This window comes from Citrobacter sp. Cpo071, assembly GCF_030332765.1.
GTDB classification, from domain to species: domain Bacteria; phylum Pseudomonadota; class Gammaproteobacteria; order Enterobacterales; family Enterobacteriaceae; genus Citrobacter; species Citrobacter portucalensis.
In genome coordinates, this window is sequence record NZ_JAOWHE010000077.1 from 19,642 (window position 1) to 42,214 (window position 22,573).

Consider the following 22,573-nt stretch of genomic DNA (forward strand, 5'->3'; position numbering starts at 1 on the left):
AGCTAAAAATCGGTCTGGAATGCATCGTGCGTGATTGTGCTAAACGCACTAATGGAGCTGTAAATGTTTTATCTCGATACGTTATCAACGCTGGTTGCGGCAACCCTTGTGTTGCTGCTGGGACGTAAGCTCGTCCAGTCTGTTTCCTTCCTGAAAAAATACACCATTCCCGAACCCGTTGCAGGCGGATTGCTGGTGGCGATTGCGCTGCTGGTGCTGAAAAAAAGCATGGGTTGGGAAGTGAACTTCGATATGACCCTGCGCGATCCGCTGATGCTGGCCTTTTTCGCCACTATCGGTCTGAACGCCAATATCGCCAGTCTGCGTGCTGGTGGCCGCGTGGTGGGTATTTTTCTGATTGTGGTTGTTGGCTTGTTGCTGATGCAAAACGCCATCGGTATTGGTATGGCGACCCTGCTGGGTCTGGACCCGCTGATGGGTCTGATTGCTGGCTCGATCACCCTCTCTGGCGGACACGGAACCGGGGCCGCATGGAGCAAGCTGTTTATTGAACGTTATGGCTTCACCAATGCGACTGAAGTGGCGATGGCTTGCGCAACGTTTGGTCTGGTGTTGGGCGGGCTGATTGGCGGCCCGGTGGCACGCTATCTGGTCAAACACTCCACCACGCCAGACGGTATGCCGGACGATCAGGCCGTGCCGACCGCATTTGAAAAGCCGGACGTTGGGCGCATGATCACCTCGCTGGTGCTGATTGAAACCATTGCTCTGATCGCTATCTGTCTGACGGTGGGTAAAATCGTTGCGCAAATGCTGGTTGGAACAGTGCTGGAATTGCCGACCTTCGTCTGCGTCCTGTTTGTTGGGGTGATCCTCAGTAACGGTCTGGCGCTACTGGGCTTTTATCGGGTGTTCGAACGTGCGGTTTCTGTACTGGGTAACGTTAGTCTGTCGCTGTTTCTGGCGATGGCGCTGATGAGCCTGAAGCTGTGGGAACTGGCTTCACTGGCCTTGCCGATGCTGGCAATCCTGGTTGTGCAGACTATTTTCATGGCGCTGTACGCGATATTCGTCACCTGGCGCATGATGGGTAAGAACTACGATGCCGCCGTGCTGGCTGCCGGACACTGCGGTTTTGGCCTCGGCGCGACGCCGACGGCGATTGCCAACATGCAGGCGATTACCGAACGTTTTGGACCATCCCATATGGCGTTTCTGGTGGTGCCGATGGTGGGGGCGTTCTTTATCGATATCGTCAACGCGTTGGTGATTAAGCTGTATCTGCTGTTACCGATTTTCGCGCAATAACGGCTGTGCGGCGGGGTAACGTCCGCCGCCGCTATGAATTAACTACGCGTTGGAGTAGCGTTCGGTTTCCGGCATCCAGCGCTCTATCAGTGCCACGGCCTGTTGCGGATAACGTTCGTGAATATGGCGGGCAATGCGCTGAACTTCCGGGATAATCGCCTGATCGCGCAGTAAATCTGCGACCTTGAATTCTGCCGTTCCGGTCTGGCGAGTACCTAACAGCTCGCCGGGGCCGCGAATCTCTAAATCTTTTTGCGCAATTACAAACCCGTCGTTGCTGTCTCGCAGAACCTGCAGGCGTTTCTGCGCGGTTTTAGACAGCGGTGATTTGTAGAGCAGAACGCAGTGGGAAGCCACCGCGCCACGGCCTACGCGACCACGCAACTGGTGCAACTGGGCCAGACCTAAGCGTTCCGGGTTTTCAATAATCATCAGGCTGGCGTTTGGCACGTCCACGCCCACTTCAATCACCGTGGTGGCAACCAGCAGATGCAGTTCACCCTGCTTAAAGGCCGCCATTACTGACTGCTTCTCGGCGGGCTTCATGCGCCCATGTACCAGGCCAATATTGAGTTCTGGCAGCGCCAGTTTAAGCTCTTCCCACGTCGCTTCTGCCGCCTGAGCTTCCAACAAGTCAGACTCTTCAATCAGCGTACAGACCCAGTATGCCTGACGTCCTTCGTGGGTACAGGCGTTGCGCACGCGATCAATGATATCGCTGCGGCGGGTATCCGGAATGGCGACCGTAGTGACCGGCGTACGCCCCGGAGGGAGTTCGTCAATGACCGACGTGTCGAGGTCAGCATAGGCCGTCATCGCCAGGGTACGTGGAATCGGCGTGGCGGTCATGATTAGCTGGTGTGGGTGGAAACCCTGCTGCTGACCTTTCTCCCACAGTGCCAGACGCTGATGAACGCCGAAGCGGTGCTGTTCGTCGATGATAACCAGCGCCAGCCCGCTGAACTGCACCTGTTCCTGGAAAATCGCGTGCGTGCCGACAATCATCTGCACCTGACCGCTGGCGATGGCTTCCTGTTGCGCCAGACGCGCTTTACCTTTCTGCTTGCCAGCCAGCCAGCCCACTTCAACGCCCAGTGGCGCGAACCAGTTGCGGAAGTTATTTGCATGTTGTTCAGCCAATAGTTCGGTAGGAGCCATTAGCGCAACCTGCTTACCATGTGCGATAGCCCGCAGCGCGGCCAGCGCGGCAACCAGCGTTTTACCGGAGCCGACATCACCCTGCACCAGGCGCATCATCGGCACATCCAGTGCCATATCGCGTTCAATCTCAGCGGTAACGCGGGCCTGTGCGCCAGTAGGTTTGAACGGCAATGCTGCCAGCAGCTTATCTTTTAGCGCGTTGTTAGCACTTAACGGCTGGGCGTGAAAACGCTGTGCCCCGGCGCGTAGTGCCAGCATGCTGAGATTATGCGCCAGTAGTTCTTCGAGAATCAGACGTCGCTGCGCCGGATGTTGTCCGGTTTCCAGATCGCTGAGTTGCAGCGACGGTGGGGGGCGGTGCAACGTGCGCAGTGCTTCGGGTAGGCTCATCATGCCCTGTGACAGCTCTGGCGGCAGCAGTTCGGCAATGGCGCAGGTATCGAGTAGATCCAGTGCCTGATCGGTCAGCTTGCGCAGCGTGGCCTGCTTCACACCTTCGGTGGTTGGATATACTGGTGTGAGTGTTTCCTGCAATTCTGGCGTGCTGAGATCGCCTTGTACGCGGTATTCCGGGTGAATCATCTCTGCGCCGTATTTCCCGCGTTTGGCTTCGCCGTAGGCCAGTACCCTACGCCCGGTAGCAAGGCTGTTTTTCATCGCTGCGCTGAAGTTGAAAAAGCGCATGGTGAGAATCCCCGAGCCATCGCTGATTTGACAGGTCATCATCCGGCGGCCGCCGAAGGTGATATTGCAGTTCAGCACTTCGCCTTCAACGGTGGCATAGACACCCGGCAGCAGTTCGCCAATTGGGTACAGATGGGTACGGTCTTCGTAACGCAAAGGGAGGTGGAGCAGGAGGTCCTGCACGGTGTGCAGGCCAATTTTAGCCAGTTTACTGCTTTGCGCTGCGCCAACGCCGGTCAGAGAGTTGAGTGGGATGGCATCCAGTAAACGGCCTTTCATCGCGTTTATCTCGCAGATTGCATAGTGGCCCACCACGTTGCATCGGCTTCAATTTCGCCCTGCGTGTTTACGTGAGGGTAGGGAAGACCTTTGCGCTTAGCGACATTCGCCAGCACCGGATAACCGCCTTCAAACAGTAAGCGCTGCTGCTCTTCTTGTGGCAGCATGCTGTTTTCTCGTCGGTACATCCCCGCGTTTTGCCGCTGGCGCTGTGCTTCGTACAGAATCAGCGCGGAGGCGACAGAAACGTTCAGTGACTGCACCATGCCAGTCATGGGAATGATGATGTCCTGATCAGCCAGATCCAACGCTTCCTGAGTGATGCCGGTTTTCTCCTGGCCCATCAGGATGCAGGTGGGGCGCGTGTAATCAATCTCGCGAAAATCCACGGCTTTATCTGACAGATGGGTTGCCAGGACCTGCATGCCCCGGCTTTTTAAATGTGTGACCGCATCGCCAATGGTAAGGTGAGTTTTCACCTGCACCCAACTGTTGCTGCCTGCAGCAGAAGAGGCCATGGTGCGCATACGGCTACCCGGCCAGACGGCGTGGACTTCATGCACGCCGACCGCATCTGCAGTACGAATAATCGCAGAAACGTTATGAGGTTTGTGAACCTGCTCCATGCAGACGGTCAGATCGGGCTGACGACGTGCGAGCATCTCGCGGATACGTGCATAGCGCTGTTCATTCATAAGACTAGTTTCGGTTACGGGTGACTTTTATCACGTCCGGCATGACGCGGATTTTGCGCATGATATTCGCCAGGTGCACGCGATCGCGAGCGGTCAGGCGAATAAAGGCGCTATAAACGCGGCCATCTTTCTCTTCCGTATTCAAACTTTGAATATTGGAGGTGGTCGTGTTGATTGCCGCCGTCAGGTTCGCCAGAGCACCCTGGTGGTTAAACATATCCACCTTAATCTCGGTGATGAATTCCTGCTCCGTCTCTTTATCCCATTCCACCGCCATAAACTTCTCTGGCTCTTTCTGGTAGCCACGAATATTACGGCAGGACTCATGGTGGATCACCAGACCTTTACCTGGACTGACGTGGGCAATGATTGGATCGCCTGGAATTGGACGACAGCATTTCGCGAAGGTGATCAGCACGCCGTCTGCGCCTTTGATTGGCAGATGACCATGGCCAGATTGTGCTGGTACGTTCGCTGTTGCTTCGCCCTGCTGGAGGTTTTTCGCTACCACCACGCTCATGGCGTTACCCAGACCGATTTCTGCGAGCAGATCGTCAAGCGTGGCGAGCTTCATACGCTCAAGCTCACGCTGGATGCTCTCTGGGGGGATCTCAGCCAGTTTACGGCTACCGCCCAGGGCATGGTTGAGCAGTCGACGACCCAGACTGACGGAATCATCGCGCTTGAGGTTTTTCAACAGTTGGCGAATCTTGGCGCGCGCTTTCGAACTGACGACGAAGTTTAGCCACGCTGCGTTCGGACGTGCGCCCGGCGCGGTGATAATCTCAACGGTCTGGCCGCTAAAGAGCGGTTGTGAAAGCGGGTAAGGCTGTCTGTCGACGCGCGCGCCGACGCAGGCGTGACCGATATCGGTATGCACAGCGTAGGCGAAGTCGACAGGCGTTGCACCAGCGGGCAGTTCGACAATGCGCCCTTCCGGTGTGAAAACATAAATCTCATCCGGGAAGAGATCAGATTTGACGCTTTCAATAAATTCAAACGAGCTACCGGCGCTCTGCTGCAGTTCCAGCAAGCTTTGCATCCAGCGCTGAGCGCGGATTTGCGCAGTGGTGCTGCTTTCGCCGCCGTGCTCCTTGTAAGCCCAGTGCGCTGCGACACCCATCTCTGCCATCTGGTCCATGTCTTCAGTACGAATCTGTACTTCAACCGGGACGCCATGAGGGCCGATCATTGAGGTGTGCAAAGACTGATATCCGTTCGCTTTCGGAATGGCGATATAGTCTTTCACGCGACCAGGGCGTGGTTTGTACAGGCTGTGCATCTGGCCGAGTACGCGATAGCAGGTATCGGAATCATGAACGATGACGCGAAATGCGTAGATATCCATGATGGAGTGAAAACGCTGCTCTTTGAGCACCATTTTGCAGTAAATAGAGTACAGGTGCTTCTCACGCCCGCTTACGCGACACGGAATACCTGCCTCCTGCAAACGCCCTTCGATTTCCGAGAGGATTTTTTGGATCATCTCTTTGCGGTTGCCGCGAGCGGCTTTAACCACTTCTTTAATCACGCGATAGCGGTTTGGGTACAGCGCTTCAAAACCCAGCTCTTCCAGCTCGGTTTTAATGTGATGAATACCTAAACGGTGTGCCAGCGGACTATAGATTTCGAGGGTTTCACGGGCGATGCGGCGACGTTTGTCCGGGCGTAATGAGCCCAGCGTGCGCATGTTGTGGGTGCGGTCGGCAAGTTTGATGAGAATGACGCGGATATCCTGCACCATCGCCATAATCATCTTGCGAAAGTTTTCAGCTTGCGCCTCTTTCTTATCGCGAAACTTAAGCTTATCAAGTTTCGATACCCCTTCTACCAGCTCTGCAACGCTTTTACCAAAAAGCTGTTCCATGTCCTGATAGGTGGCTGGGGTATCTTCAATCACGTCATGCAGCAGCGCAGCCATCAGCGTTTCGTAGTCGAGTTTCATCTCGGCCAGAATGCAGGCTACCGCTACCGGGTGCGTGATATAGGGTTCACCGCTTGAACGTGTCTGGCCCTCGTGAGCGTCACGTGCAACGAGATACGCCTGCCGAAGACGCTTAATCTGGTCTTCCGGCAGGTAGTTTTGAATCAGTTGATTCAGGCTTTCAAACAGATACAAGGGCGACCCGCTTTGTGATTAACGACGACCTTCAGCAATAGCGGTAACGGCTTGTAATTCAGCGGCTTCCTGCTCTTGCTGTTCCTGGCGCTCACGCACGTCGAGGATCTGGTTGTTGATCAGACCTTCTTCGATTTCGCGCAGCGCGATAACGGTAGTTTTATCGTTTTCTTCTGGTACGAGCGGATCCTTTCCGCCTACCTGCATCTGACGAGCGCGACGCGCGGCGACCAGTACCAGGTCAAAACGGTTACCAATTTTCTCTACAGCGTCCTGAACAGTTACGCGTGCCATACTTAAAATGCTCCACAGGTGAAGAAATGACTGGGCATGATACTGAATGTGGGTTCAGTCTGCCAACAGTTTGCTGATTAAAGCGTCATGACGCTGCTTTTGGCGGCTCATGCGCAGACGTTCGGCGCGAATGATGGTTTTCAAATCGCCAAGGGCGGTGTCGAAATCATCATTCACAATAAGATAATCATATTCGGCGTAATGGCTCATTTCTGCAACAGCTTGCGCCATACGTTTCGCGATCACGTCTTCGCTATCCTGACCGCGGCCACGCAGGCGGCGGTCCAGCTCAATCTTAGACGGTGGCAAAATAAAAATACTGCGCGCATGCGGCATTTTTTCACGAATTTGCTGCGCACCTTGCCAGTCGATATCTAAAAAGACGTCTACGCCGGATGCTAATACTTGCTCAATGGTTTCACGCGAGGTGCCGTAGTAATTACCGAAAACCTCCGCGTGTTCCAGGAACGCGTCTCTGCCAATCATGGTTCTGAATTCATCATGGTTCACAAAGAAATAGTGTTCACCGTGCACTTCCCCCGGGCGCGGTGCGCGCGTGGTGTGCGAAACAGAAACCTGGGTGTCATACAACGGTTGGGTCTTTAATAAAGCCTGAATCAGGCTGGATTTACCCGCGCCACTGGGGGCAGAAACAATATAAAGCGTGCCTTGAGCCATGAGTATCTTAATGTATGTGATTGTCGAAAGAGAGCCTACATACGGGCTTATTATACACGTAGCCGCTATGTGACGTAGCCCTTGTCACACTTTTTGCGCATGTTTATTGCGTTTTGCGTACCAGTTTCCTGTTTTATCGATGATTTGCAGCAATACATGCAAATGTCCGGAAAGCTGTTCGCAGGATGAATTTTTGCCGCTCTGTTTCTATTTCACTTCGCGCTATACCTGCCGGGAAACGTATCGTTCAGCGGAGATAGCATGGGATTATGGAAATGCATAGGGCTGGTTTTACTGGTGTGGCATTTACCTGCGTGGGCGGTATGCCCCGTCTGGTCGCCTGCCAGGGCAAACGAGGAAATTTCACGACTACAGCAGCAGATTACACAGTGGAATGACAGTTACTGGAAACAAGGGGAAAGTGCCGTAGACGACGGCGTTTATGACCAGCTCAATGCGCAACTCATCCAGTGGCAGCGCTGTTTTGGCGATGAAGTCCCACCAGATCTGTCTGTGCCCCCAATAAGTGGCACCGTCTCGCATCCAGTTCCCCATACGGGCGTTCGAAAACTAGCTGATAAGCAAGCGCTACAGCAATGGATGCTCGCTCGCAGCGATCTCTGGGTGCAACCGAAGGTGGATGGCGTGGCGGTGACGTTAGTCTATCGCAATGGCAATCTGGTACGGGCGATTAGCCGTGGTAATGGCCTGAAAGGCGAAGACTGGACGCAAAAGGTTCTGCAGATCCCTTCCGTACCACATTCCACCAAGGGGAAACTCGCTAACAGTACGTTGCAGGGTGAGATATTTTTGCAGCAAGAGGGGCATATTCAGAAGCAGAGAGGGGGAATGAACGCCCGCTCGAAGGTTGCTGGATTAATGATGCGCCAGGGCAATCCGGAAATGTTACGCTCGCTGGCAATTTTTATCTGGGCCTGGCCTGATGGTCCGGCGGTCATGCCTGAAAGACTGGAACAGCTCACGGTTGCCGGGTTTAGTTACACGCAACGTTATACTCAGGCCGTGAAGAATGCGGATGACGTCGAAAAGTCGCGCGCCAGGTGGTGGAGTTCAGCATTACCTTTTGTGACAGATGGTGTCGTGGTGCGAACGGCAAAAGAACCACGGGCGCAGTATTGGCTACCCGGACAGGGTGACTGGCTGGCGGCGTGGAAATATCCTCCCGTGACGAGGGTATCTGAGGTTACTGGTATTCAGTTCTCCGTTGGTAAAAGCGGGAAAATTGCGGTGGTTGCATTGCTGACTCCCGTCATGCTGGATGATAAACGCGTACAGCGCGTCAATATTGGCTCCGTCCGACGCTGGAATGAATGGGATATCGCGCCTGGCGATCAGATTCTGGTGAGCCTGGCCGGACAAGGGATACCCCGTATAGACGAGGTGGTCTGGCGCAGCACTCAGCGTACTAAGCCAATACCCCCCGAGAGGCGCTTCAATTCATTAACCTGTTTTTATGCTACAGCGGAGTGCCAGGAACAGTTTGTTGCCAGACTGGTCTGGCTGGGCGGCAAAGAGGTGCTGGGGCTGGAGGGGATCGGCGAGGCTGGATGGCGAGAGCTCAACCAGGTGTATCGCTTTGAACATATCTTTTCCTGGCTTGGGTTAACTCAGGAACAGTTAGAGTCTGCACTTGGTGTAATCAAAGGGGAGAAGCTGTGGCATCAGTTCAACCTGTCGCGCGATCTCCCGTTCACGCGCTGGGTGATTGCCATGGGAATACCGTTAACACAGGCAACGCTAAATGCCAGCCGGGATGGTTCGTGGCAGCAATTAAAAGAACGCGATGAACAAAGCTGGCGGCAGCTCCCTTTCATGGGAGAACGGCGGGCACGGCAGGTTATTCAATGGCTGGAGGATCGAGAGGTCACAGCGCTGAGCAACTGGTTAGCTGCTCAGCGGATCGCGGGCTTTATGCCTTAATGGCCTTCGTGGCGATAGTAAAATACCGGCAGACCTAACTTCAGGCGCAGCGCCAGTAATCGGGCGGTAAAGCCGAAGAGCAGAGTAGAGATAACCACTACATCATGACTGGAGACATAATGCTGTAGCACGATGTACAACACAGCAGCGGCGAATGATACGCCAGCATACAACTCTTTCTGGAACACTAACGGGATGCGTTTGCAGAACATGTCGCGTAATACGCCACCGAAGACGCCGGTCGTGACCGCAGCGACCACGGCGATAATCGGTCCATGACCCATATCCAGTGCCACCTGAGCACCGATAATAGAAAAGACCACCAGGCCCAGCGCATCCAGTACGAGGAATATTTTGCGCAGATAGGGCATGACGGGAGCAATAATGGTGGTGAGTACCGCAGCGGTCGCTACGATAATGACGTATTCAGGGTGCTTTACCCAGCCAAGCGGATAGTGGCCGAGAAGAATATCGCGTACCGATCCGCCGCCAATGGCCGTCGCGGTGGCAATGATGATGACGCCAAATGTATCCATACGACGACGCCCAGCAGCAAGCGCACCGGTCATGGCTTCGGCAGTAATACCAATTAAATATAAAACGTGTAACAGCATGTATTCCCCCTGATTTGCTGGGGGCTAAGGTTAACGATTTGTGCGCCTTGTCACGATTGAGATTTTCTAAGGTGAAGTGATTTTAATAACTACAGCTAATGCTGGTTTGGTGAAAATGCGTGGTGATATGCGCTTTGTGTTATGAGCTTCAATAAAGAATGATGAGAAAATATAATTCGAATTGAACAGGGAAGTACCAAAGCGTCGGGAAAAACACGTAGCCTCGCCATTTATTGGCGGGCTACGTAGAATGGTTGCTTACTCGATGTTCTGAATCTGCTCGCGCATTTGCTCGATCAGTACCTTCAGTTCAATCGCGGAATTCGTCACTTCGGCATTGATAGACTTCGATGCCAGAGTGTTCGACTCACGGTTGAATTCCTGCATCATGAAGTCCAGACGACGGCCAACCGCCTCTTTTTTCTTCAGAATGTTGTAGGTTTCTTTGACGTGGGCTTCCAGGCGATCTAATTCTTCCGCCACATCGATACGTTGCGCCATCAGCACCAACTCTTGCTCAAGGCGGTTATTTTCCAACTGCACCTGGGCGTCTTCCAGTTTGGCTACCAGACGCTCGCGCTGCCATTGCAGGATTTCCGGCATATGAGCACGCACTTTTGTGACTTCAGCACTGACGCCTTCCAGACGCTGCTCGATCAGCGCTTTCAGCGCCTGACCTTCGGTTTCACGCGCAACGATGAAGTCATCCAGCGTACCGTCAAGCGCGGCGAGGATTTCGGCGGCAATGGCGTCCAGATCCTGCTCCTGGGCAGCCATTACGCCTGGCCAGCGCAGGATATCAACCGGGTTGATTTCACCTTCATCGCTCTGCATTTTGACCCAGTTAGCAGCGCTAACGAGCTGTTTAGCGAGTTTTTCATTCAGAATCAGCTCGCCTTGCGCGCTGGCATCAGGCTCAAAACGCAGCGTACATTCGACTTTACCGCGCGTCAGACGCGTGCGAATACGTTCGCGAACAACGGGTTCGAGACTACGGAACTGCTCCGGCAGGCGAAAATAAGTTTCCAGATAACGCTGGTTTACAGAGCGCATTTCCCAGGTGGCGCTACCCCATTCACCCTTGATTTCACGCCGGGCGTAGGCGGTCATGCTGCGGATCATAGACGTTCCTGTTTTTAAAGATGAGATGGGAGGATTATAGCCATCCGCGTCTTGTCAGGATAGGAATAACAGTCGGAAGTCCGTATAATGCGCAGCCACATTCGTTTCAAGCCGGAGATTTTATCATGCGTCCAGCAGGTCGTAGTGCCAATCAGGTGCGTCCCGTCACCCTGACCCGTAATTATACAAAACACGCTGAAGGCTCCGTGCTGGTCGAATTTGGTGATACCAAAGTGCTGTGTACCGCCTCTATTGATGAAGGCGTACCGCGTTTTCTGAAAGGTCAGGGCCAGGGCTGGATCACCGCAGAATATGGCATGCTGCCACGCGCTACGCACACCCGTAACGCCCGTGAAGCGGCAAAAGGTAAGCAGGGCGGTCGTACCATGGAAATCCAGCGTCTGATCGCCCGCGCGCTGCGCGCAGCTGTTGATCTGAAAACGCTCGGCGAATTCACAATTACGCTGGACTGCGATGTTATTCAGGCCGATGGCGGTACGCGCACCGCATCAATTACCGGCGCATGCGTTGCGTTGGCTGATGCGCTGAACAAGCTGGTGGCGAGCGGTAAGCTGAAAACTAACCCGATGAAAGGGATGGTCGCCGCGGTTTCCGTGGGCATTGTGAACGGTGAAGCACTCTGTGACCTTGAGTACGTTGAAGACTCTGCCGCTGAAACCGACATGAACGTAGTGATGACTGAGGACGGTCGCATTATAGAGGTTCAGGGCACGGCGGAAGGCGAACCGTTCAGCCATGAAGAACTTCTCACCCTACTGGCATTGGCCCGAGGGGGAATCGAATCCATTGTAGCGACGCAGAAGGCGGCGTTAGAAAATTGATTTTAAAGGCGACTGATGAGTCGCCTTTTTTTTGTCTGTAATAAAGTGAGATGAGGAGCGAATCCATGAAACCGTATCAGCGCCAGTTTATTGAGTTTGCGCTTAGCAAGCAGGTACTAAAGTTTGGCGAATTTACGCTGAAATCCGGGCGCAAAAGCCCCTATTTCTTCAACGCCGGGCTGTTTAATACCGGGCGCGACCTGGCACTGTTAGGCCGTTTTTATGCCGAAGCGCTGGTGGATTCCGGTATTGAGTTCGATTTGCTGTTTGGCCCTGCCTACAAAGGTATTCCGATTGCGACCACAACGGCCGTTGCGCTGGCGGAACACCACGATAAAGATTTGCCGTACTGCTTTAACCGTAAAGAGGCGAAGACCCACGGTGAAGGCGGCAATCTGGTCGGTAGCGCACTAGAGGGACGTGTGATGCTGGTGGATGATGTTATCACCGCAGGTACGGCGATTCGTGAGTCGATGGAAATTATCCAGGCGAATGGCGCCACTCTGGCGGGGGTACTGATTTCTCTCGATCGTCAGGAACGTGGTCGCGGCGAGATTTCCGCGATTCAGGAAGTGGAACGCGATTATGGCTGCAAGGTGATTTCTATCATTACCCTGAAAGATCTGATTGCGTATCTGGAAGAGAAACCAGAGATGGCGGAGCATCTGGTGGCAGTACGGGCCTATCGCGAAGCGTACGGCGTTTAAGAACTGCCGGATGGCGCTGCGCTTGTCCGGCCTACGTAACCCCGTAGGCCGGACAAGACGAAATCGCTACTGCAATTGAGCGGCAACCAACGGCCAGCGGGTGTCAAAATCATCCGTTGGGCGGTATTTAAATTCGCTACGCACAAACCGGGATAGCATACCTTCGCAGAAAGCCAGTAACTGGCTGGCCAGCAGCGTTTCATCCACGGTGTAGCCTTCACCTTCACGCATTCTTTTTTCTCGCAGAACCTGGCGCAACTGCGCTTCAATGCGCTCAAAAAGTTGGTTAATGCGACCTTGCAGACGGTCTTGCTCGAACATCAACGCGTGTCCGGTCAGAATTCGTGTCAGGCCTGGATTACGCTCACCAAACCCTAAAATCAGCAGAACGATCAGACGCAGACGCGCGTTGGTGTCTTTTTCATCTTTCAAAATCAGATTGATACGCGTAATCAGACTATCTTCGATAAACTCAATCAGGCTATCGAACATACGGGTCTTGCTGGGGAAATGGCGATACAATGCCGCTTCGGATACGCCAACTGAGGCTGCCAGCTTTGCTGTGGTGATGCGTTGGCTACCATCGCTGGACTCAAGCATCAGTGCCAGAGACTGAAGTATTTCTTCGCGACGATTCCTTTTCGCAGTTTGCTTTTCTACCATGTTACAAAATACCCCTGAAAATAAGCTCTTGCCAGGCAGGCATCCACACAGCGACCGCAAACTGTTGTTTGCGGTGTGTTATTGCGTTATTACGCTATGGGATGCTTTTCTGCGGGTTACTTGCGCCCGGAATGGCCGAAGCCACCTTCGCCACGATCGGTGGCTTCAAACTCTTCCACCAGATTAAATTCAGCCTGCACGACCGGTACAAATACCATCTGCGCGATACGTTCGCCCGGCTCAATAGTGAAGCTGTCCTGACCACGGTTCCAGACGGACACCATCAGTTGGCCCTGGTAGTCGGAATCAATCAAACCAACCAGATTGCCCAGCACGATACCGTGCTTATGGCCCAGCCCGGAGCGCGGGAGCATTACCGCTGCCAGAGAAGGATCGGCAATGTGGATAGCTAACCCGGTTGGCACCAGCGTTGTTGCGCCCGGCGCCAGCTCTACGGCGTCATCAAGACAAGCACGCAGGTCAAGTCCGGCAGAACCAGAAGTGGCGTACGTCGGGAGCGGAAATTGTTGCCCTACGCGCGGGTCCAGAATCTTAACGTCGATTTTTTTCATCATAACGGGTCACGATCTCGTCGAGTAATAATTGGCCCAGGAGTTCTTTACGCTCAAGCGGTAAGACTTTGTCTCCATCCTGCCAAAAAAGGTGTAATGCGTTGCTATCGCTGTTAAACCCTTGAGTTGACAGCGAAACGTCGTTCGCACAGATCACATCAAGGTTTTTGCGGATGCGTTTTTGCCGGGCATATTCTTCCACATTATTTGTTTCGGCGGCAAACCCAACGACAAAAGGACGGTTAACATCCAGTGCGGCAACACCGGCGATAATGTCCGGATTTTTGACCATTTTTACTGTTAATTCATCGCCCTGCGTCGCTTGTTTTTTTATTTTTTCGTGGGCGACAGTTTCAGCGCGATAATCAGCGACTGCAGCGCAGCCGATAAAAATATGCTGTTGTTGCACCGTAGACTGCACAGCGGCTTCCATTTCCAGCGCGGTCATCACATCAACCCGTTGAACAAATGGTGGTGTGGATAACGAAACCGGACCCGATACCAGTGTGACGTTTGCCCCGCGCTTTGCGGCAGCGGCCGCGATCGCAAACCCCATCTTCCCGGAACTGTGGTTGGAAATATAACGCACGGGATCAAGCGGTTCACGCGTCGGACCCGCCGTAATCATGATGTTGAGATGTTGCAGATCGTTGACAGGTGAAAAATGTTCTGCCGCCATATCCACAATCGTTAACGGATCCAGCATACGTCCAGGGCCGATATCACCACATGCCTGACTACCGCTGTCAGGACCCCAAATGAGCAAACCGCGTGAGGCAAGAATACCCAGATTGTGCTGGGTCGCGGCAGCGCGGTACATCTGCTGGTTCATGGCTGGCAGTACAGCAACAGGAGCAGGCGTTGCCAGACAAATCGTTGACACCAGGTCGTTGGCCATACCTGCGGCGACACGAGCAATCAGGTCTGCTGTAGCGGGCGCCAGGATGACCAAATCGGCCCATTTCCCCAGCTCAATGTGGCCCATCGCGGCTTCGGCTGCGGGGTCAAGCAGGCTGTCGGAAACGGGATAACCTGAAACCGCCTGTAAACTCAGGGGAGTAATAAATGCTTTTGCCGCTTCGGTCATCGCCACGCGGACGTCAGCGCCGCGTTCCCGTAAACGACGCACCAACTCAGGGGTCTTGTACGCAGCAATACCGCCACTGACGCCAAGTACGATTTTTTTACCGGCCAGGCTCATCATGATCTTTCCTGTTGGATTTCACCAGAAGGCGGATATTTTATCACAATCCGCAATTTGTCGTGCTTTTGACCGTGCTCCACTTTGCGAGGCGCTACGAAGAAGTGAAAACAGTACGTCGATTCACCGTCGGTGTTATGCCACTATGCGGACGCGAGAGGAGGGAGAAGCATGGAAAATACAGGAAGTATGATGCCCCGGGAAAAGCTATTGGCGCAGGGGGCCAGTTCTCTGACCGATGTTGAGCTTTTGGCTCTTTTTTTACGTACCGGCATGCAGGGTAAAGATGTGCTTACGCTGGCGAAAGAGATGCTTCAGCATTTTGAGTCGCTGTATGGCCTGTTGTCTGCTGATTACATGGATTTTAGCTATGTTCAGGGAATCGGTATCGCGAAGTACGCACAGTTGAAGGGGATTGCGGAGCTGGCAAGACGCTACTACAACGTGCGAGTGATAGAGGAGCGTGCTCTACTTAGTCCGGAAATGGCGCGTGAATTTCTGCAAAGTCAGCTTTCGCAAGAGGAACGCGAGATCTTTCTGGTGATCTTTATGGATTCTCAACATCGCGTGATTAAACACAGCAAACTTTTTTCCGGTACGCTTAGCCATGTCGAGGTGCATCCGAGAGAAATTGTCCGTGAAGCGATAAAAATGAATGCTTCTGCGGTGATCCTTGCGCATAATCACCCTTCGGGGTGTGCAGAGCCGAGTAAAGCAGATAAACTCATCACCGAGCGTGTTGTGAAATGCTGTCAGTTCATGGATATCCGGGTGCTTGATCATCTGGTCATTGGGCGCGGAGAGTACGTTTCTTTTGCGGAACGCGGTTGGATTTAACGCACTTTACGCGATCCATCGGGATCTTTGTCTGTTCGGGACTTGAGCACATCGCTGACTCAGCGTATACTACGCCACCTTTGAGAATCTCGGGTTTGGCATTTGGGCCTGGCAATCGAGAGTTCGCAAATACGCAAAATCATTCTTGTTGCGTCCAATGACGAGGCAACATTGAAAGATTAAGTGTATTGAACTGCGATAACCGGGCTGAGAAGCCTGACGAGGCGCCAATACCCCATACGAAGCTCGAGCTAATTTGATTTTTGGAGAATAGACATGTCCCGAGTCTGCCAAGTTACTGGCAAGCGTCCGGTGACCGGTAACAACCGTTCCCACGCACTGAACGCGACTAAACGCCGTTTCCTGCCTAACCTGCACTCTCACCGTTTTTGGGTTGAGAGCGAGAAGCGTTTTGTCACCCTGCGTGTATCTGCTAAAGGTATGCGTGTTATTGATAAGAAAGGCATCGAAACAGTTCTGTCTGAACTGCGTGCCCGTGGCGAAAAGTACTAAGTACTAAGAGGAAATAAATCATGGCTAAAGGTATTCGTGAGAAAATCAAGCTGGTTTCTTCTGCTGGTACTGGTCACTTCTATACCACTACGAAGAACAAACGTACTAAGCCGGAAAAACTGGAACTGAAAAAGTTCGATCCAGTTGTTCGTCAGCACGTTTTATACAAAGAAGCGAAAATCAAATAATTTTCGTTTTGATGTAAAGAAAAACCCTGCCTCGGCGGGGTTTTTTGTTTTCTGGCCGTCCCCATATTAATGAGACCTGACATACCGCCGGAGATACTATGCCTGAATTACCTGAAGTCGAAACCAGCCGCCGTGGTATTGAGCCGCATCTGGTGGGGGCAACGATTATGCACGCGACGGTGCGTAACGGTCGTTTGCGTTGGCCAGTATCTGAGGAAATCTATCGTCTGAGTGATCAACCTGTCCTCAGCGTACAGCGGCGCGCGAAATACCTGCTGCTAGAACTGGCGGATGGCTGGATAATCATTCATCTGGGGATGTCGGGTAGCTTGCGTATCCTTCCTGAAGAGCTTCCGGCAGACAAGCACGACCACGTTGACTTAGTGATGAGCAACGGCAAAGTTCTGCGTTATACCGATCCCCGTCGCTTTGGCGCCTGGCTGTGGACTAAAGAACTGGATGGACATAATGTCCTCGCTCATCTTGGCCCTGAGCCGCTGAGCGACGATTTCAACGCCAATTATCTACAGCAGAAATGTACGAAGAAGAAAACGGCGATTAAACCCTGGCTGATGGATAACAAGCTGGTGGTGGGTGTGGGTAATATCTACGCCAGCGAGTCGCTATTTGCGGCTGGGATTCATCCTGACCGTCTTGCGTCATCATTGTTGAAAGATGAGTGTGAATTGCTGGTACGCGTTATCAAGGCGGTGTTGCTGCGCTCTATCGAGCAGGGCGGGACGACGCTGAAGGACTTTCTGCAAAGTGATGGTAAGCCTGGCTATTTTGCCCAGGAGCTGCAGGTCTATGGGAGAGAAGGTGAACCTTGCCGCGCATGTGGCGCACCGATTGTTGCGACAAAACACGCCCAGCGTACAACGTTCTATTGTCGTCGCTGTCAGAAATAGTTTCATTGCTGGCCGGATGCTGCATCCGGCCTGGTGCATTACTTCAGTTTACTCATTAATGCCTGATGGACGTTTTCCGGCAAAAAGTGCGTCACGTCACCCTGGTGGCGGGCAACTTCTTTCACCAGTGACGATGAGATAAATGACCACTCTTTAGATGGCATCAGAAAAACGCTTTCCAGCTGTGGCATGAGGTGGCGGTTCATATGGGCCAGCTGCATTTCATACTCAAAATCGGCTACCGCGCGCAGGCCACGGATCAGAATGTTCGCCTGATTATCACGGGCAAAGTTTGCCATCAGATCGCTGAATCCCAGCACTTCCACATTGCCAAGATGCGCCGTTGCCTGTTGTGCCAGCTCAACACGCTCTTCCAGAGTAAACATCGGCTTTTTACTGGGACTTGCGGCTATTGCCAGAATTACGTGATCAAACATGCTTGTCGCACGCGTCACGATATCGAGGTGGCCGTTAGTAATAGGATCAAAGGTTCCTGGATAAATCGCCCGTTTTTGCATGACTTGCCTCAATGCGTTTTGGGTGGCAGGTAAGGTTCCAGCAGTTGCAGAAGACGCTGTAGCGCGCCCTGATTTTGATACAGAACTTCAACTGCGTGACGGCCATAAAAATTACGATAATCTGCATCGGTCAGTAAGGAAGAGACCTCTTTCACCAGCGTAGTTGCGTCGGTGACGGTGATCAATCCGCTTGCCTGTTCGAGACGGGCGCAAATATCTTTAAAATTAAACGTATGTGGTCCCATCAACACCGGAATGGCATGCGCTGCTGCTTCCAGCGGGTTGTGTCCACCACGTTCAACCAGTGAACCGCCGACAAAAGCAAGGTCGGCAATGCCATACAGCAACATCAGCTCACCCATGGTATCGCCGATCACAACCTGAGTACCTGATGACGGAACTTCACCCGAAGAACGAGTGGTATAGCTTAGTCCAGCCTGGCGTACGAGGTTAATGGCATCCGGGAACCGTTCTGGATGTCTGGGAACCAGAATCAATAAAAGATTCGGGAACTGATTTAATAACGCCTGATGAGCGGCAATGATGATGCTTTCTTCACCGTCGTGGGTGCTGGTTGCAATCCATACCGGGCGGTGAGGCGCCCATTGACGACGTAATGTCACCGCTTTTGCGGCCAGTTGCGGTGTGACGGATATATCAAACTTCAGGCTGCCAGTAACGGTGACTTGATTGCTTCTGGCGCCAAGCGTAATAAAACGTGCGCCATCTTCTTCGTTTTGTGCGGCAATCAACGTAATTCGACGCAGTAGTCTGCCAACAAATTTACCTAATTTCGCATAACCAGCGGCTGAACGAGCAGAAAGACGTGCGTTGGCAATGACCAGAGGAATGTGGCGCTTATGGAGTGCCGCGATCAGATTTGGCCACAGCTCGGTTTCCATAATTAACACCAGTTTGGGGTCAACTTTATTCAGAAAACGGTTCAGGGCATCCGGTAAATCGTATGGCAAATAAATGTGCTGAACGTCAGTACCAAAAGCAGATTGTACGCGCTCGGAACCGGTTGGCGTCATGGTGGTTACCGTGATCGGCAAGTCGGGATAACGATGTCGCAGAGCGCGAACTAATGGGATTGCAGCCAGCGTTTCGCCCACAGAAACCGAATGAAGCATGATGCCGCCAGGTTTTAGCGGGCGGCGATAAAAGCCGTAGCGTTCGCCCCAGCGTTTACGGTAGGCCGGAGCCTTACGTCCGCGCACCCAAAGCCGTATCCAGATCAAAGGCTGAATAAGATAGAGCAATGTGGTGTAAAGCAACTCAAGCATGGGCGTTAGCTGGCTAATGGATGTGCTGTGGATTCTATGTATTTACCCGGTGCTTTGCTATTACTTTTGCCATTCAGGGACCAATTAGACGCTAAAGTGGTCAATCTGACGTGTGATAGACCATTAAGTTACATTCTGGTGTAACTCTTTGAAATTAAAGTCAGGGGCTAGAGAAGGTAACAAAATTGGTTTTAAAGTTGGCATCAATCTGCGCTAATGAATTGATTGGAAAGACGAAAAGAAAAATGTGCTTAACTTTTATTCGTATCGGATTGCCACTAAAGAAGTGGTACACTAGCGCGCAAAATTTTAGTGCGATATCAGTAATCAGGCAACTGTTGAGCTTGGGGCGGTAGCGTGCTTTTTTTTGCTTAACGGTATCGGACACTCTCAACAAAAGAGCCGCTTGTGGAAAAGTTATTCAGAAATATCCTAGTCATTAAAATGCGTTTTCATGGCGATATGCTGCTGACAACCCCCGTCATAAGTACATTAAAACGTAACTATCCTGATGCCAAAATCGATGTGCTCCTTTACGAAGACACAAAGCCGATTTTATCTGAAAATCCGGAAATTAATGCGCTATATGGAATCAGTAAGAAAAACGCCACGACAAAAAAGAAAATCGCTAATTTCATTTCATTAATAAAAAAGTTACGCCAAAACCAATATGATTTAGTAATCAACTTGACCGATCAGTGGCTGGTTGCACTATTGGTCCGCTTTTTGTCCGCGGATACAAAACTTTCCCCTGATTTCCCGCACCGTCAGAAGCCTTTCTGGCAGAAGAGCTTTACGCATCTTGTGCCGATTACTGGCGACCATATCGTCGAGCGTAACCTGTCGATTCTGAATCCACTTGGGCTTAAAACACTCAATCACGAACTGTCCATGCACTACGCTCCTTCCCATTGGAAAAATATCCATGAACAGCTAAAACAGCTCAACGTGGGTGAGCGCTATGTGGTTATTCAGCCAACCGCACGTCAGATCTTTAAATGTTGGGATAACGAGAAATTTTGCGAGGTTATTGATGCCTTACAGGAACAAGGTTATCCGGTTGTGCTGACTTCTGGACCAGGGAAGGAAGACCAGGAATGTATCCATGATATTGCTGAGGGATGCAAATTATCTCCCGTCACCGCGCTTGCGGGTAAAACGACGTTTCCTGAATTGGCTGCTCTCATTGATCATGCTGCGTTGTTTATCGGTGTTGACTCCGCGCCTATGCATATTTCCGCAGCGGTGAAGACCCCTATCATTTGTTTGTTTGGCGCGACGGATCATATCGCGTGGCGGCCATGGGCGGAAAATGTCACGCTGCTATGGGCTGGAAACTATCAGCCAGTACCGCCAAGAGAGCAGCTGGACCGCAGTTATAAATATCCGTCAGTGATCCCTGCGGAAGATGTTATTAACGCCGCCTGGCAAGTGCTCAATGGCGACGCGCCAGAAATTGAGGTGAATGCACAATGATTGTTGCCCTCTGTCTGTACAAATATTTTCCCTATGGTGGGCTACAGCGTGACTTTATGCGTATCGCTAAAACGATCGCGGCGCGCGGGCATCATGTCCGAGTCTATACACGAGCCTGGCAAGGGGAGCGCCCGGCGGAATTTGAGTGCGTTGATGTCCCGGTTACCGCACATTCCAACCATGGACGAGATAAACAGTATCAGACGTGGGTTCAGCAGCATTTATCTCAGTACCCGGCAGACCGTGTCCTGGGTTTTAATAAAATGCCGGGGCTGGATTATTACTACGCAGCGGATGTGTGTTATGCGGCGAAGGTAGCGAAAGAAAAGGGGGTCTTGTATCGCTTAACGGCGCGATACCGTCACTACTCAGCCTTTGAGCAAGCTGTGTTTAAACCAGGGATGAAGACAAAGTTGCTGATGCTGACTACAAAACAAATCCTTGATTTTAAAATGTATTACCATACGGAAGACGAGCGCTTTCAGCTTCTTCCGCCCGGCATCTATCCCGATAGAAAATACAGTAGCCAGGCCCCCGGTAACCGTGAACGCTACCGTGAAGCCAACGGCATCACTCCGGATCACTTCTTATTGTTGCAGGTTGGTTCTGATTTTTCACGAAAAGGAGTCGGCCGCTCAATTGCCGCTGTCGCCGCACTGCCTGAGGCTCTCCGTCGTCAAACCCAGCTCTTTGTTGTTGGTCAGGATAAACCTCGCGCATTCGCTGCGCAGGCAGAAAGAATGGGTGTGAAAGAGAACGTCCATTTCTTTGCTGGGCGTGATGATGTTGCACATCTGATGGCGGCTGCGGACGTGTTATTACATCCGGCGAAGCAGGAAGCTGCGGGAATTGTACTGGTTGAAGCTATCGCGGCGGGTTTGCCTGTGCTCGTGACGGAGGTCTGCGGGTACGCACCTCACGTAGCGGCGGCAGGATGCGGTGTTGTATTGAGTGAACCTTTTGAGCAACATGCGCTTGATGACGAATTGCATAAGGCCCTGGCGGATAGTTCTCTTCGTGAAAAGTGGGCGAAAAATGCGCGGTATTATGCGGATACGCAGGATCTTTATAGTTTGCCAGAACATGTAGCGGATATTATTACAGGTGAATTGCATGGTTGAGTTAAATGAACCCTTTGCCACATTGTGGAAGGGAAAAGACCCATTCATCGAGGTTAGAAAGCTTCAGGGTGAGGTCTTTCGGGAACTAGAAACCCGTCGCACACTTCGTTTTAGCGTTGCTAATAAGAGCTATTTTTTGAAGTGGCACCGAGGTACCACTTATAAAGAAGTCATTAAAAATCTACTGTCACTTCGTATGCCGGTACTGGGTGCCGACCGTGAGTGGAATGCCATACACCGTTTAGCCTCCTTAGGCGTTGATACGATGCATGGCGTTGCATTTGGCGAAACGGGTTGGAATCCGGTAAAGAAAACCTCTTTTATCATTACCGAAGATTTAACGCCAACTATTAGCCTGGAAGATTATTGTGCGAATTGGTGTGTTGAACCCCCGCATCCGCACGTAAAAAGAATGCTGATTCAACGTGTAGCCGATATGGTTCGCGCGATGCATCTTGGTGGTGTTAACCATCGTGATTGTTATATTTGCCATTTCTTACTTCATCTTCCATTTGATGATAAAAATGAAGATAGTCTAAAAATTTCGGTGATCGATCTGCATCGGGCACAAATTAGAAATAAAGTGCCTTTACGTTGGCGTAATAAGGATCTTATCGGGCTTTATTTTTCGTCCGACAATATTGGATTGACGGACAGAGATTATTATAGATTTTTAAAAATATACTTCAATCGTAGCCTGAAAGATATTATTAAGAATGAGGGTGTGTTCATTGAACAGGTTGAAAGAAAAGCCAGATCTATTCGCGAAAGAACAATTCGCAAATCATTGTAATTTTAACTGCAAAAATATGTTGTAAATGGAATTTGTATTTCATGGAATGAACTCATACTATGTCTCTTCTTGCATTTTTTATTTATAAATAT

Annotated in this window: 23 protein-coding genes; 11 read left to right on the top strand and 12 right to left on the bottom strand. The window is 51.9% G+C overall.

What is annotated here, in order from left to right; all coding sequences use genetic code 11:
• The first annotated feature begins 63 nt into the window (after positions 1-63).
• Positions 64-1,269: a sodium/glutamate symporter gene (gene gltS / locus OGY09_RS08950; protein WP_003024029.1), complete on the top strand. Its 1,206-nt coding sequence runs from the start codon at positions 64-66 to the stop codon at positions 1,267-1,269.
• A gap of 42 nt (positions 1,270-1,311) precedes the next feature.
• Here the strand turns inward: gltS and recG are convergent, their stop codons facing one another.
• From recG to gmk, 5 genes are read right to left on the bottom strand one after another with little or no spacing between them, the layout of a single operon-like run.
• Positions 1,312-3,393, bottom strand: a complete 2,082-nt coding sequence (recG, locus tag OGY09_RS08955; protein ID WP_032945383.1) for an ATP-dependent DNA helicase RecG — start codon at positions 3,391-3,393, stop codon at positions 1,312-1,314.
• 5 nt (positions 3,394-3,398) lie between these two features.
• Positions 3,399-4,088: a tRNA (guanosine(18)-2'-O)-methyltransferase TrmH gene (trmH, locus tag OGY09_RS08960; RefSeq protein WP_032945382.1), complete on the bottom strand. Its 690-nt coding sequence runs from the start codon at positions 4,086-4,088 to the stop codon at positions 3,399-3,401.
• 4 nt (positions 4,089-4,092) lie between these two features.
• Entirely contained in the window at positions 4,093-6,207 is a 2,115-nt protein-coding gene (gene spoT, locus OGY09_RS08965) for a bifunctional GTP diphosphokinase/guanosine-3',5'-bis pyrophosphate 3'-pyrophosphohydrolase (protein WP_003024038.1), read from the bottom strand.
• Between the two features lie 18 nt (positions 6,208-6,225).
• The gene (rpoZ, locus tag OGY09_RS08970) at positions 6,226-6,501 is read right to left on the bottom strand and encodes a DNA-directed RNA polymerase subunit omega (RefSeq protein ID WP_000135058.1); all 276 of its coding nucleotides are present in this window, start codon (positions 6,499-6,501) and stop codon (positions 6,226-6,228) included.
• A 54-nt stretch (positions 6,502-6,555) separates the two neighbouring features.
• A complete protein-coding gene (gene gmk, locus OGY09_RS08975) occupies positions 6,556-7,179 on the bottom strand; it encodes a guanylate kinase (RefSeq protein WP_003024042.1) in 624 nt (207 codons plus the stop codon).
• Positions 7,180-7,440: 261 nt separating this feature from the next.
• On the opposite strand from gmk, the gene ligB reads away from it, so the two are divergent.
• A complete protein-coding gene (gene ligB, locus OGY09_RS08980) occupies positions 7,441-9,120 on the top strand; it encodes an NAD-dependent DNA ligase LigB (protein ID WP_032945380.1) in 1,680 nt (559 codons plus the stop codon).
• Here ligB and OGY09_RS08985 read toward each other — a convergent pair.
• Positions 9,117-9,734, bottom strand: coding sequence for a trimeric intracellular cation channel family protein (locus tag OGY09_RS08985; RefSeq protein ID WP_003024049.1), 618 nt, complete (start codon positions 9,732-9,734; stop codon positions 9,117-9,119). The two genes, ligB and OGY09_RS08985, sit on opposite strands and share 4 nt — an antisense overlap.
• 258 nt (positions 9,735-9,992) lie before the next feature.
• The gene (locus OGY09_RS08990; protein ID WP_003024052.1) at positions 9,993-10,856 is read right to left on the bottom strand and encodes a YicC/YloC family endoribonuclease; all 864 of its coding nucleotides are present in this window, start codon (positions 10,854-10,856) and stop codon (positions 9,993-9,995) included.
• Positions 10,857-10,981: 125 nt separating this feature from the next.
• Between OGY09_RS08990 and rph the strand changes: the two genes are divergently transcribed.
• Both rph and pyrE read left to right on the top strand, forming a co-directional pair.
• Complete coding sequence (rph, locus tag OGY09_RS08995; protein WP_003024054.1) at positions 10,982-11,698, top strand: ribonuclease PH; 717 nt, start codon at positions 10,982-10,984, stop codon at positions 11,696-11,698.
• A 65-nt stretch (positions 11,699-11,763) separates the two neighbouring features.
• Positions 11,764-12,405, top strand: a complete 642-nt coding sequence (gene pyrE, locus OGY09_RS09000; protein ID WP_003837602.1) for an orotate phosphoribosyltransferase — start codon at positions 11,764-11,766, stop codon at positions 12,403-12,405.
• A gap of 66 nt (positions 12,406-12,471) precedes the next feature.
• On the opposite strand, the gene slmA is transcribed toward pyrE, so the two are convergent.
• From slmA to coaBC, 3 genes are all read right to left on the bottom strand, one after another.
• Positions 12,472-13,068: a nucleoid occlusion factor SlmA gene (gene slmA / locus OGY09_RS09005; RefSeq protein ID WP_003827257.1), complete on the bottom strand. Its 597-nt coding sequence runs from the start codon at positions 13,066-13,068 to the stop codon at positions 12,472-12,474.
• A 116-nt stretch (positions 13,069-13,184) separates the two neighbouring features.
• The gene (gene dut, locus OGY09_RS09010) at positions 13,185-13,643 is read right to left on the bottom strand and encodes a dUTP diphosphatase (RefSeq protein ID WP_003827259.1); all 459 of its coding nucleotides are present in this window, start codon (positions 13,641-13,643) and stop codon (positions 13,185-13,187) included.
• Positions 13,621-14,841 (bottom strand): bifunctional phosphopantothenoylcysteine decarboxylase/phosphopantothenate--cysteine ligase CoaBC, encoded by a 1,221-nt coding sequence (gene coaBC, locus OGY09_RS09015; RefSeq protein WP_108912454.1) that lies wholly within the window; start codon positions 14,839-14,841, stop codon positions 13,621-13,623. The genes dut and coaBC overlap by 23 nt, the downstream gene beginning before the upstream one ends.
• A 171-nt stretch (positions 14,842-15,012) precedes the next feature.
• Between coaBC and radC the strand changes: the two genes are divergently transcribed.
• The 4 genes from radC to mutM all read left to right on the top strand — a co-directional run bounded on the left by radC (position 15,013) and on the right by mutM (position 17,287).
• Entirely contained in the window at positions 15,013-15,678 is a 666-nt protein-coding gene (gene radC / locus OGY09_RS09020) for a RadC family protein (RefSeq protein WP_032945377.1), read from the top strand.
• 276 nt (positions 15,679-15,954) lie between these two features.
• Positions 15,955-16,191 carry a 50S ribosomal protein L28 gene (gene rpmB, locus OGY09_RS09025; protein WP_003024071.1) on the top strand — a complete coding sequence of 79 codons (237 nt, stop codon included), beginning with the start codon at positions 15,955-15,957 and terminating at the stop codon, positions 16,189-16,191.
• Between the two features lie 20 nt (positions 16,192-16,211).
• Positions 16,212-16,379: a 50S ribosomal protein L33 gene (gene rpmG, locus OGY09_RS09030; protein WP_003024094.1), complete on the top strand. Its 168-nt coding sequence runs from the start codon at positions 16,212-16,214 to the stop codon at positions 16,377-16,379.
• A gap of 98 nt (positions 16,380-16,477) precedes the next feature.
• Positions 16,478-17,287, top strand: a complete 810-nt coding sequence (gene mutM / locus OGY09_RS09035) for a bifunctional DNA-formamidopyrimidine glycosylase/DNA-(apurinic or apyrimidinic site) lyase (RefSeq protein ID WP_032945374.1) — start codon at positions 16,478-16,480, stop codon at positions 17,285-17,287.
• A gap of 38 nt (positions 17,288-17,325) precedes the next feature.
• On the opposite strand, the gene coaD is transcribed toward mutM, so the two are convergent.
• Positions 17,326-17,805 carry a pantetheine-phosphate adenylyltransferase gene (gene coaD / locus OGY09_RS09040; protein ID WP_003024099.1) on the bottom strand — a complete coding sequence of 160 codons (480 nt, stop codon included), beginning with the start codon at positions 17,803-17,805 and terminating at the stop codon, positions 17,326-17,328.
• Between the two features lie 8 nt (positions 17,806-17,813).
• Entirely contained in the window at positions 17,814-19,091 is a 1,278-nt protein-coding gene (waaA, locus tag OGY09_RS09045; protein WP_003827291.1) for a lipid IV(A) 3-deoxy-D-manno-octulosonic acid transferase, read from the bottom strand.
• A 408-nt stretch (positions 19,092-19,499) separates the two neighbouring features.
• Here waaA and rfaQ point away from each other — a divergent pair, with 408 nt between their 5' ends.
• From rfaQ to rfaP, 3 genes are read left to right on the top strand one after another with little or no spacing between them, the layout of a single operon-like run.
• Positions 19,500-20,567, top strand: coding sequence for a lipopolysaccharide core heptosyltransferase RfaQ (rfaQ, locus tag OGY09_RS09050; RefSeq protein ID WP_020996054.1), 1,068 nt, complete (start codon positions 19,500-19,502; stop codon positions 20,565-20,567).
• Positions 20,564-21,688: a glycosyltransferase family 4 protein gene (locus tag OGY09_RS09055; RefSeq protein ID WP_150388397.1), complete on the top strand. Its 1,125-nt coding sequence runs from the start codon at positions 20,564-20,566 to the stop codon at positions 21,686-21,688. The genes rfaQ and OGY09_RS09055 overlap by 4 nt, the downstream gene beginning before the upstream one ends.
• Positions 21,681-22,481 (top strand): lipopolysaccharide core heptose(I) kinase RfaP, encoded by an 801-nt coding sequence (gene rfaP, locus OGY09_RS09060; protein ID WP_275399098.1) that lies wholly within the window; start codon positions 21,681-21,683, stop codon positions 22,479-22,481. Before OGY09_RS09055 ends, rfaP begins: the two co-directional genes overlap by 8 nt.
• Positions 22,482-22,573 lie beyond the last annotated feature (92 nt).

What these genes read in the sequence shown, in the direction of transcription:
- gltS (WP_003024029.1), top strand. Translation starts at nt 64, where the DNA reads ATGTTTTATCTCGATACGTTATCAACGCTGGTTGCGGCAACCCTTGTG.
- recG (WP_032945383.1), bottom strand. Translation starts at nt 3,393, where the DNA reads ATGAAAGGCCGTTTACTGGATGCCATCCCACTCAACTCTCTGACCGGC.
- trmH (WP_032945382.1), bottom strand. Translation starts at nt 4,088, where the DNA reads ATGAATGAACAGCGCTATGCACGTATCCGCGAGATGCTCGCACGTCGT.
- rpoZ (WP_000135058.1), bottom strand. Translation starts at nt 6,501, where the DNA reads ATGGCACGCGTAACTGTTCAGGACGCTGTAGAGAAAATTGGTAACCGT.
- gmk (WP_003024042.1), bottom strand. Translation starts at nt 7,179, where the DNA reads ATGGCTCAAGGCACGCTTTATATTGTTTCTGCCCCCAGTGGCGCGGGT.
- ligB (WP_032945380.1), top strand. Translation starts at nt 7,441, where the DNA reads ATGGGATTATGGAAATGCATAGGGCTGGTTTTACTGGTGTGGCATTTA.
- OGY09_RS08985 (WP_003024049.1), bottom strand. Translation starts at nt 9,734, where the DNA reads ATGCTGTTACACGTTTTATATTTAATTGGTATTACTGCCGAAGCCATG.
- OGY09_RS08990 (WP_003024052.1), bottom strand. Translation starts at nt 10,856, where the DNA reads ATGATCCGCAGCATGACCGCCTACGCCCGGCGTGAAATCAAGGGTGAA.
- rph (WP_003024054.1), top strand. Translation starts at nt 10,982, where the DNA reads ATGCGTCCAGCAGGTCGTAGTGCCAATCAGGTGCGTCCCGTCACCCTG.
- pyrE (WP_003837602.1), top strand. Translation starts at nt 11,764, where the DNA reads ATGAAACCGTATCAGCGCCAGTTTATTGAGTTTGCGCTTAGCAAGCAG.
- slmA (WP_003827257.1), bottom strand. Translation starts at nt 13,068, where the DNA reads ATGGTAGAAAAGCAAACTGCGAAAAGGAATCGTCGCGAAGAAATACTT.
- dut (WP_003827259.1), bottom strand. Translation starts at nt 13,643, where the DNA reads ATGATGAAAAAAATCGACGTTAAGATTCTGGACCCGCGCGTAGGGCAA.
- coaBC (WP_108912454.1), bottom strand. Translation starts at nt 14,841, where the DNA reads ATGAGCCTGGCCGGTAAAAAAATCGTACTTGGCGTCAGTGGCGGTATT.
- radC (WP_032945377.1), top strand. Translation starts at nt 15,013, where the DNA reads ATGGAAAATACAGGAAGTATGATGCCCCGGGAAAAGCTATTGGCGCAG.
- rpmB (WP_003024071.1), top strand. Translation starts at nt 15,955, where the DNA reads ATGTCCCGAGTCTGCCAAGTTACTGGCAAGCGTCCGGTGACCGGTAAC.
- rpmG (WP_003024094.1), top strand. Translation starts at nt 16,212, where the DNA reads ATGGCTAAAGGTATTCGTGAGAAAATCAAGCTGGTTTCTTCTGCTGGT.
- mutM (WP_032945374.1), top strand. Translation starts at nt 16,478, where the DNA reads ATGCCTGAATTACCTGAAGTCGAAACCAGCCGCCGTGGTATTGAGCCG.
- coaD (WP_003024099.1), bottom strand. Translation starts at nt 17,805, where the DNA reads ATGCAAAAACGGGCGATTTATCCAGGAACCTTTGATCCTATTACTAAC.
- waaA (WP_003827291.1), bottom strand. Translation starts at nt 19,091, where the DNA reads ATGCTTGAGTTGCTTTACACCACATTGCTCTATCTTATTCAGCCTTTG.
- OGY09_RS09055 (WP_150388397.1), top strand. Translation starts at nt 20,564, where the DNA reads ATGATTGTTGCCCTCTGTCTGTACAAATATTTTCCCTATGGTGGGCTA.
- rfaP (WP_275399098.1), top strand. Translation starts at nt 21,681, where the DNA reads ATGGTTGAGTTAAATGAACCCTTTGCCACATTGTGGAAGGGAAAAGAC.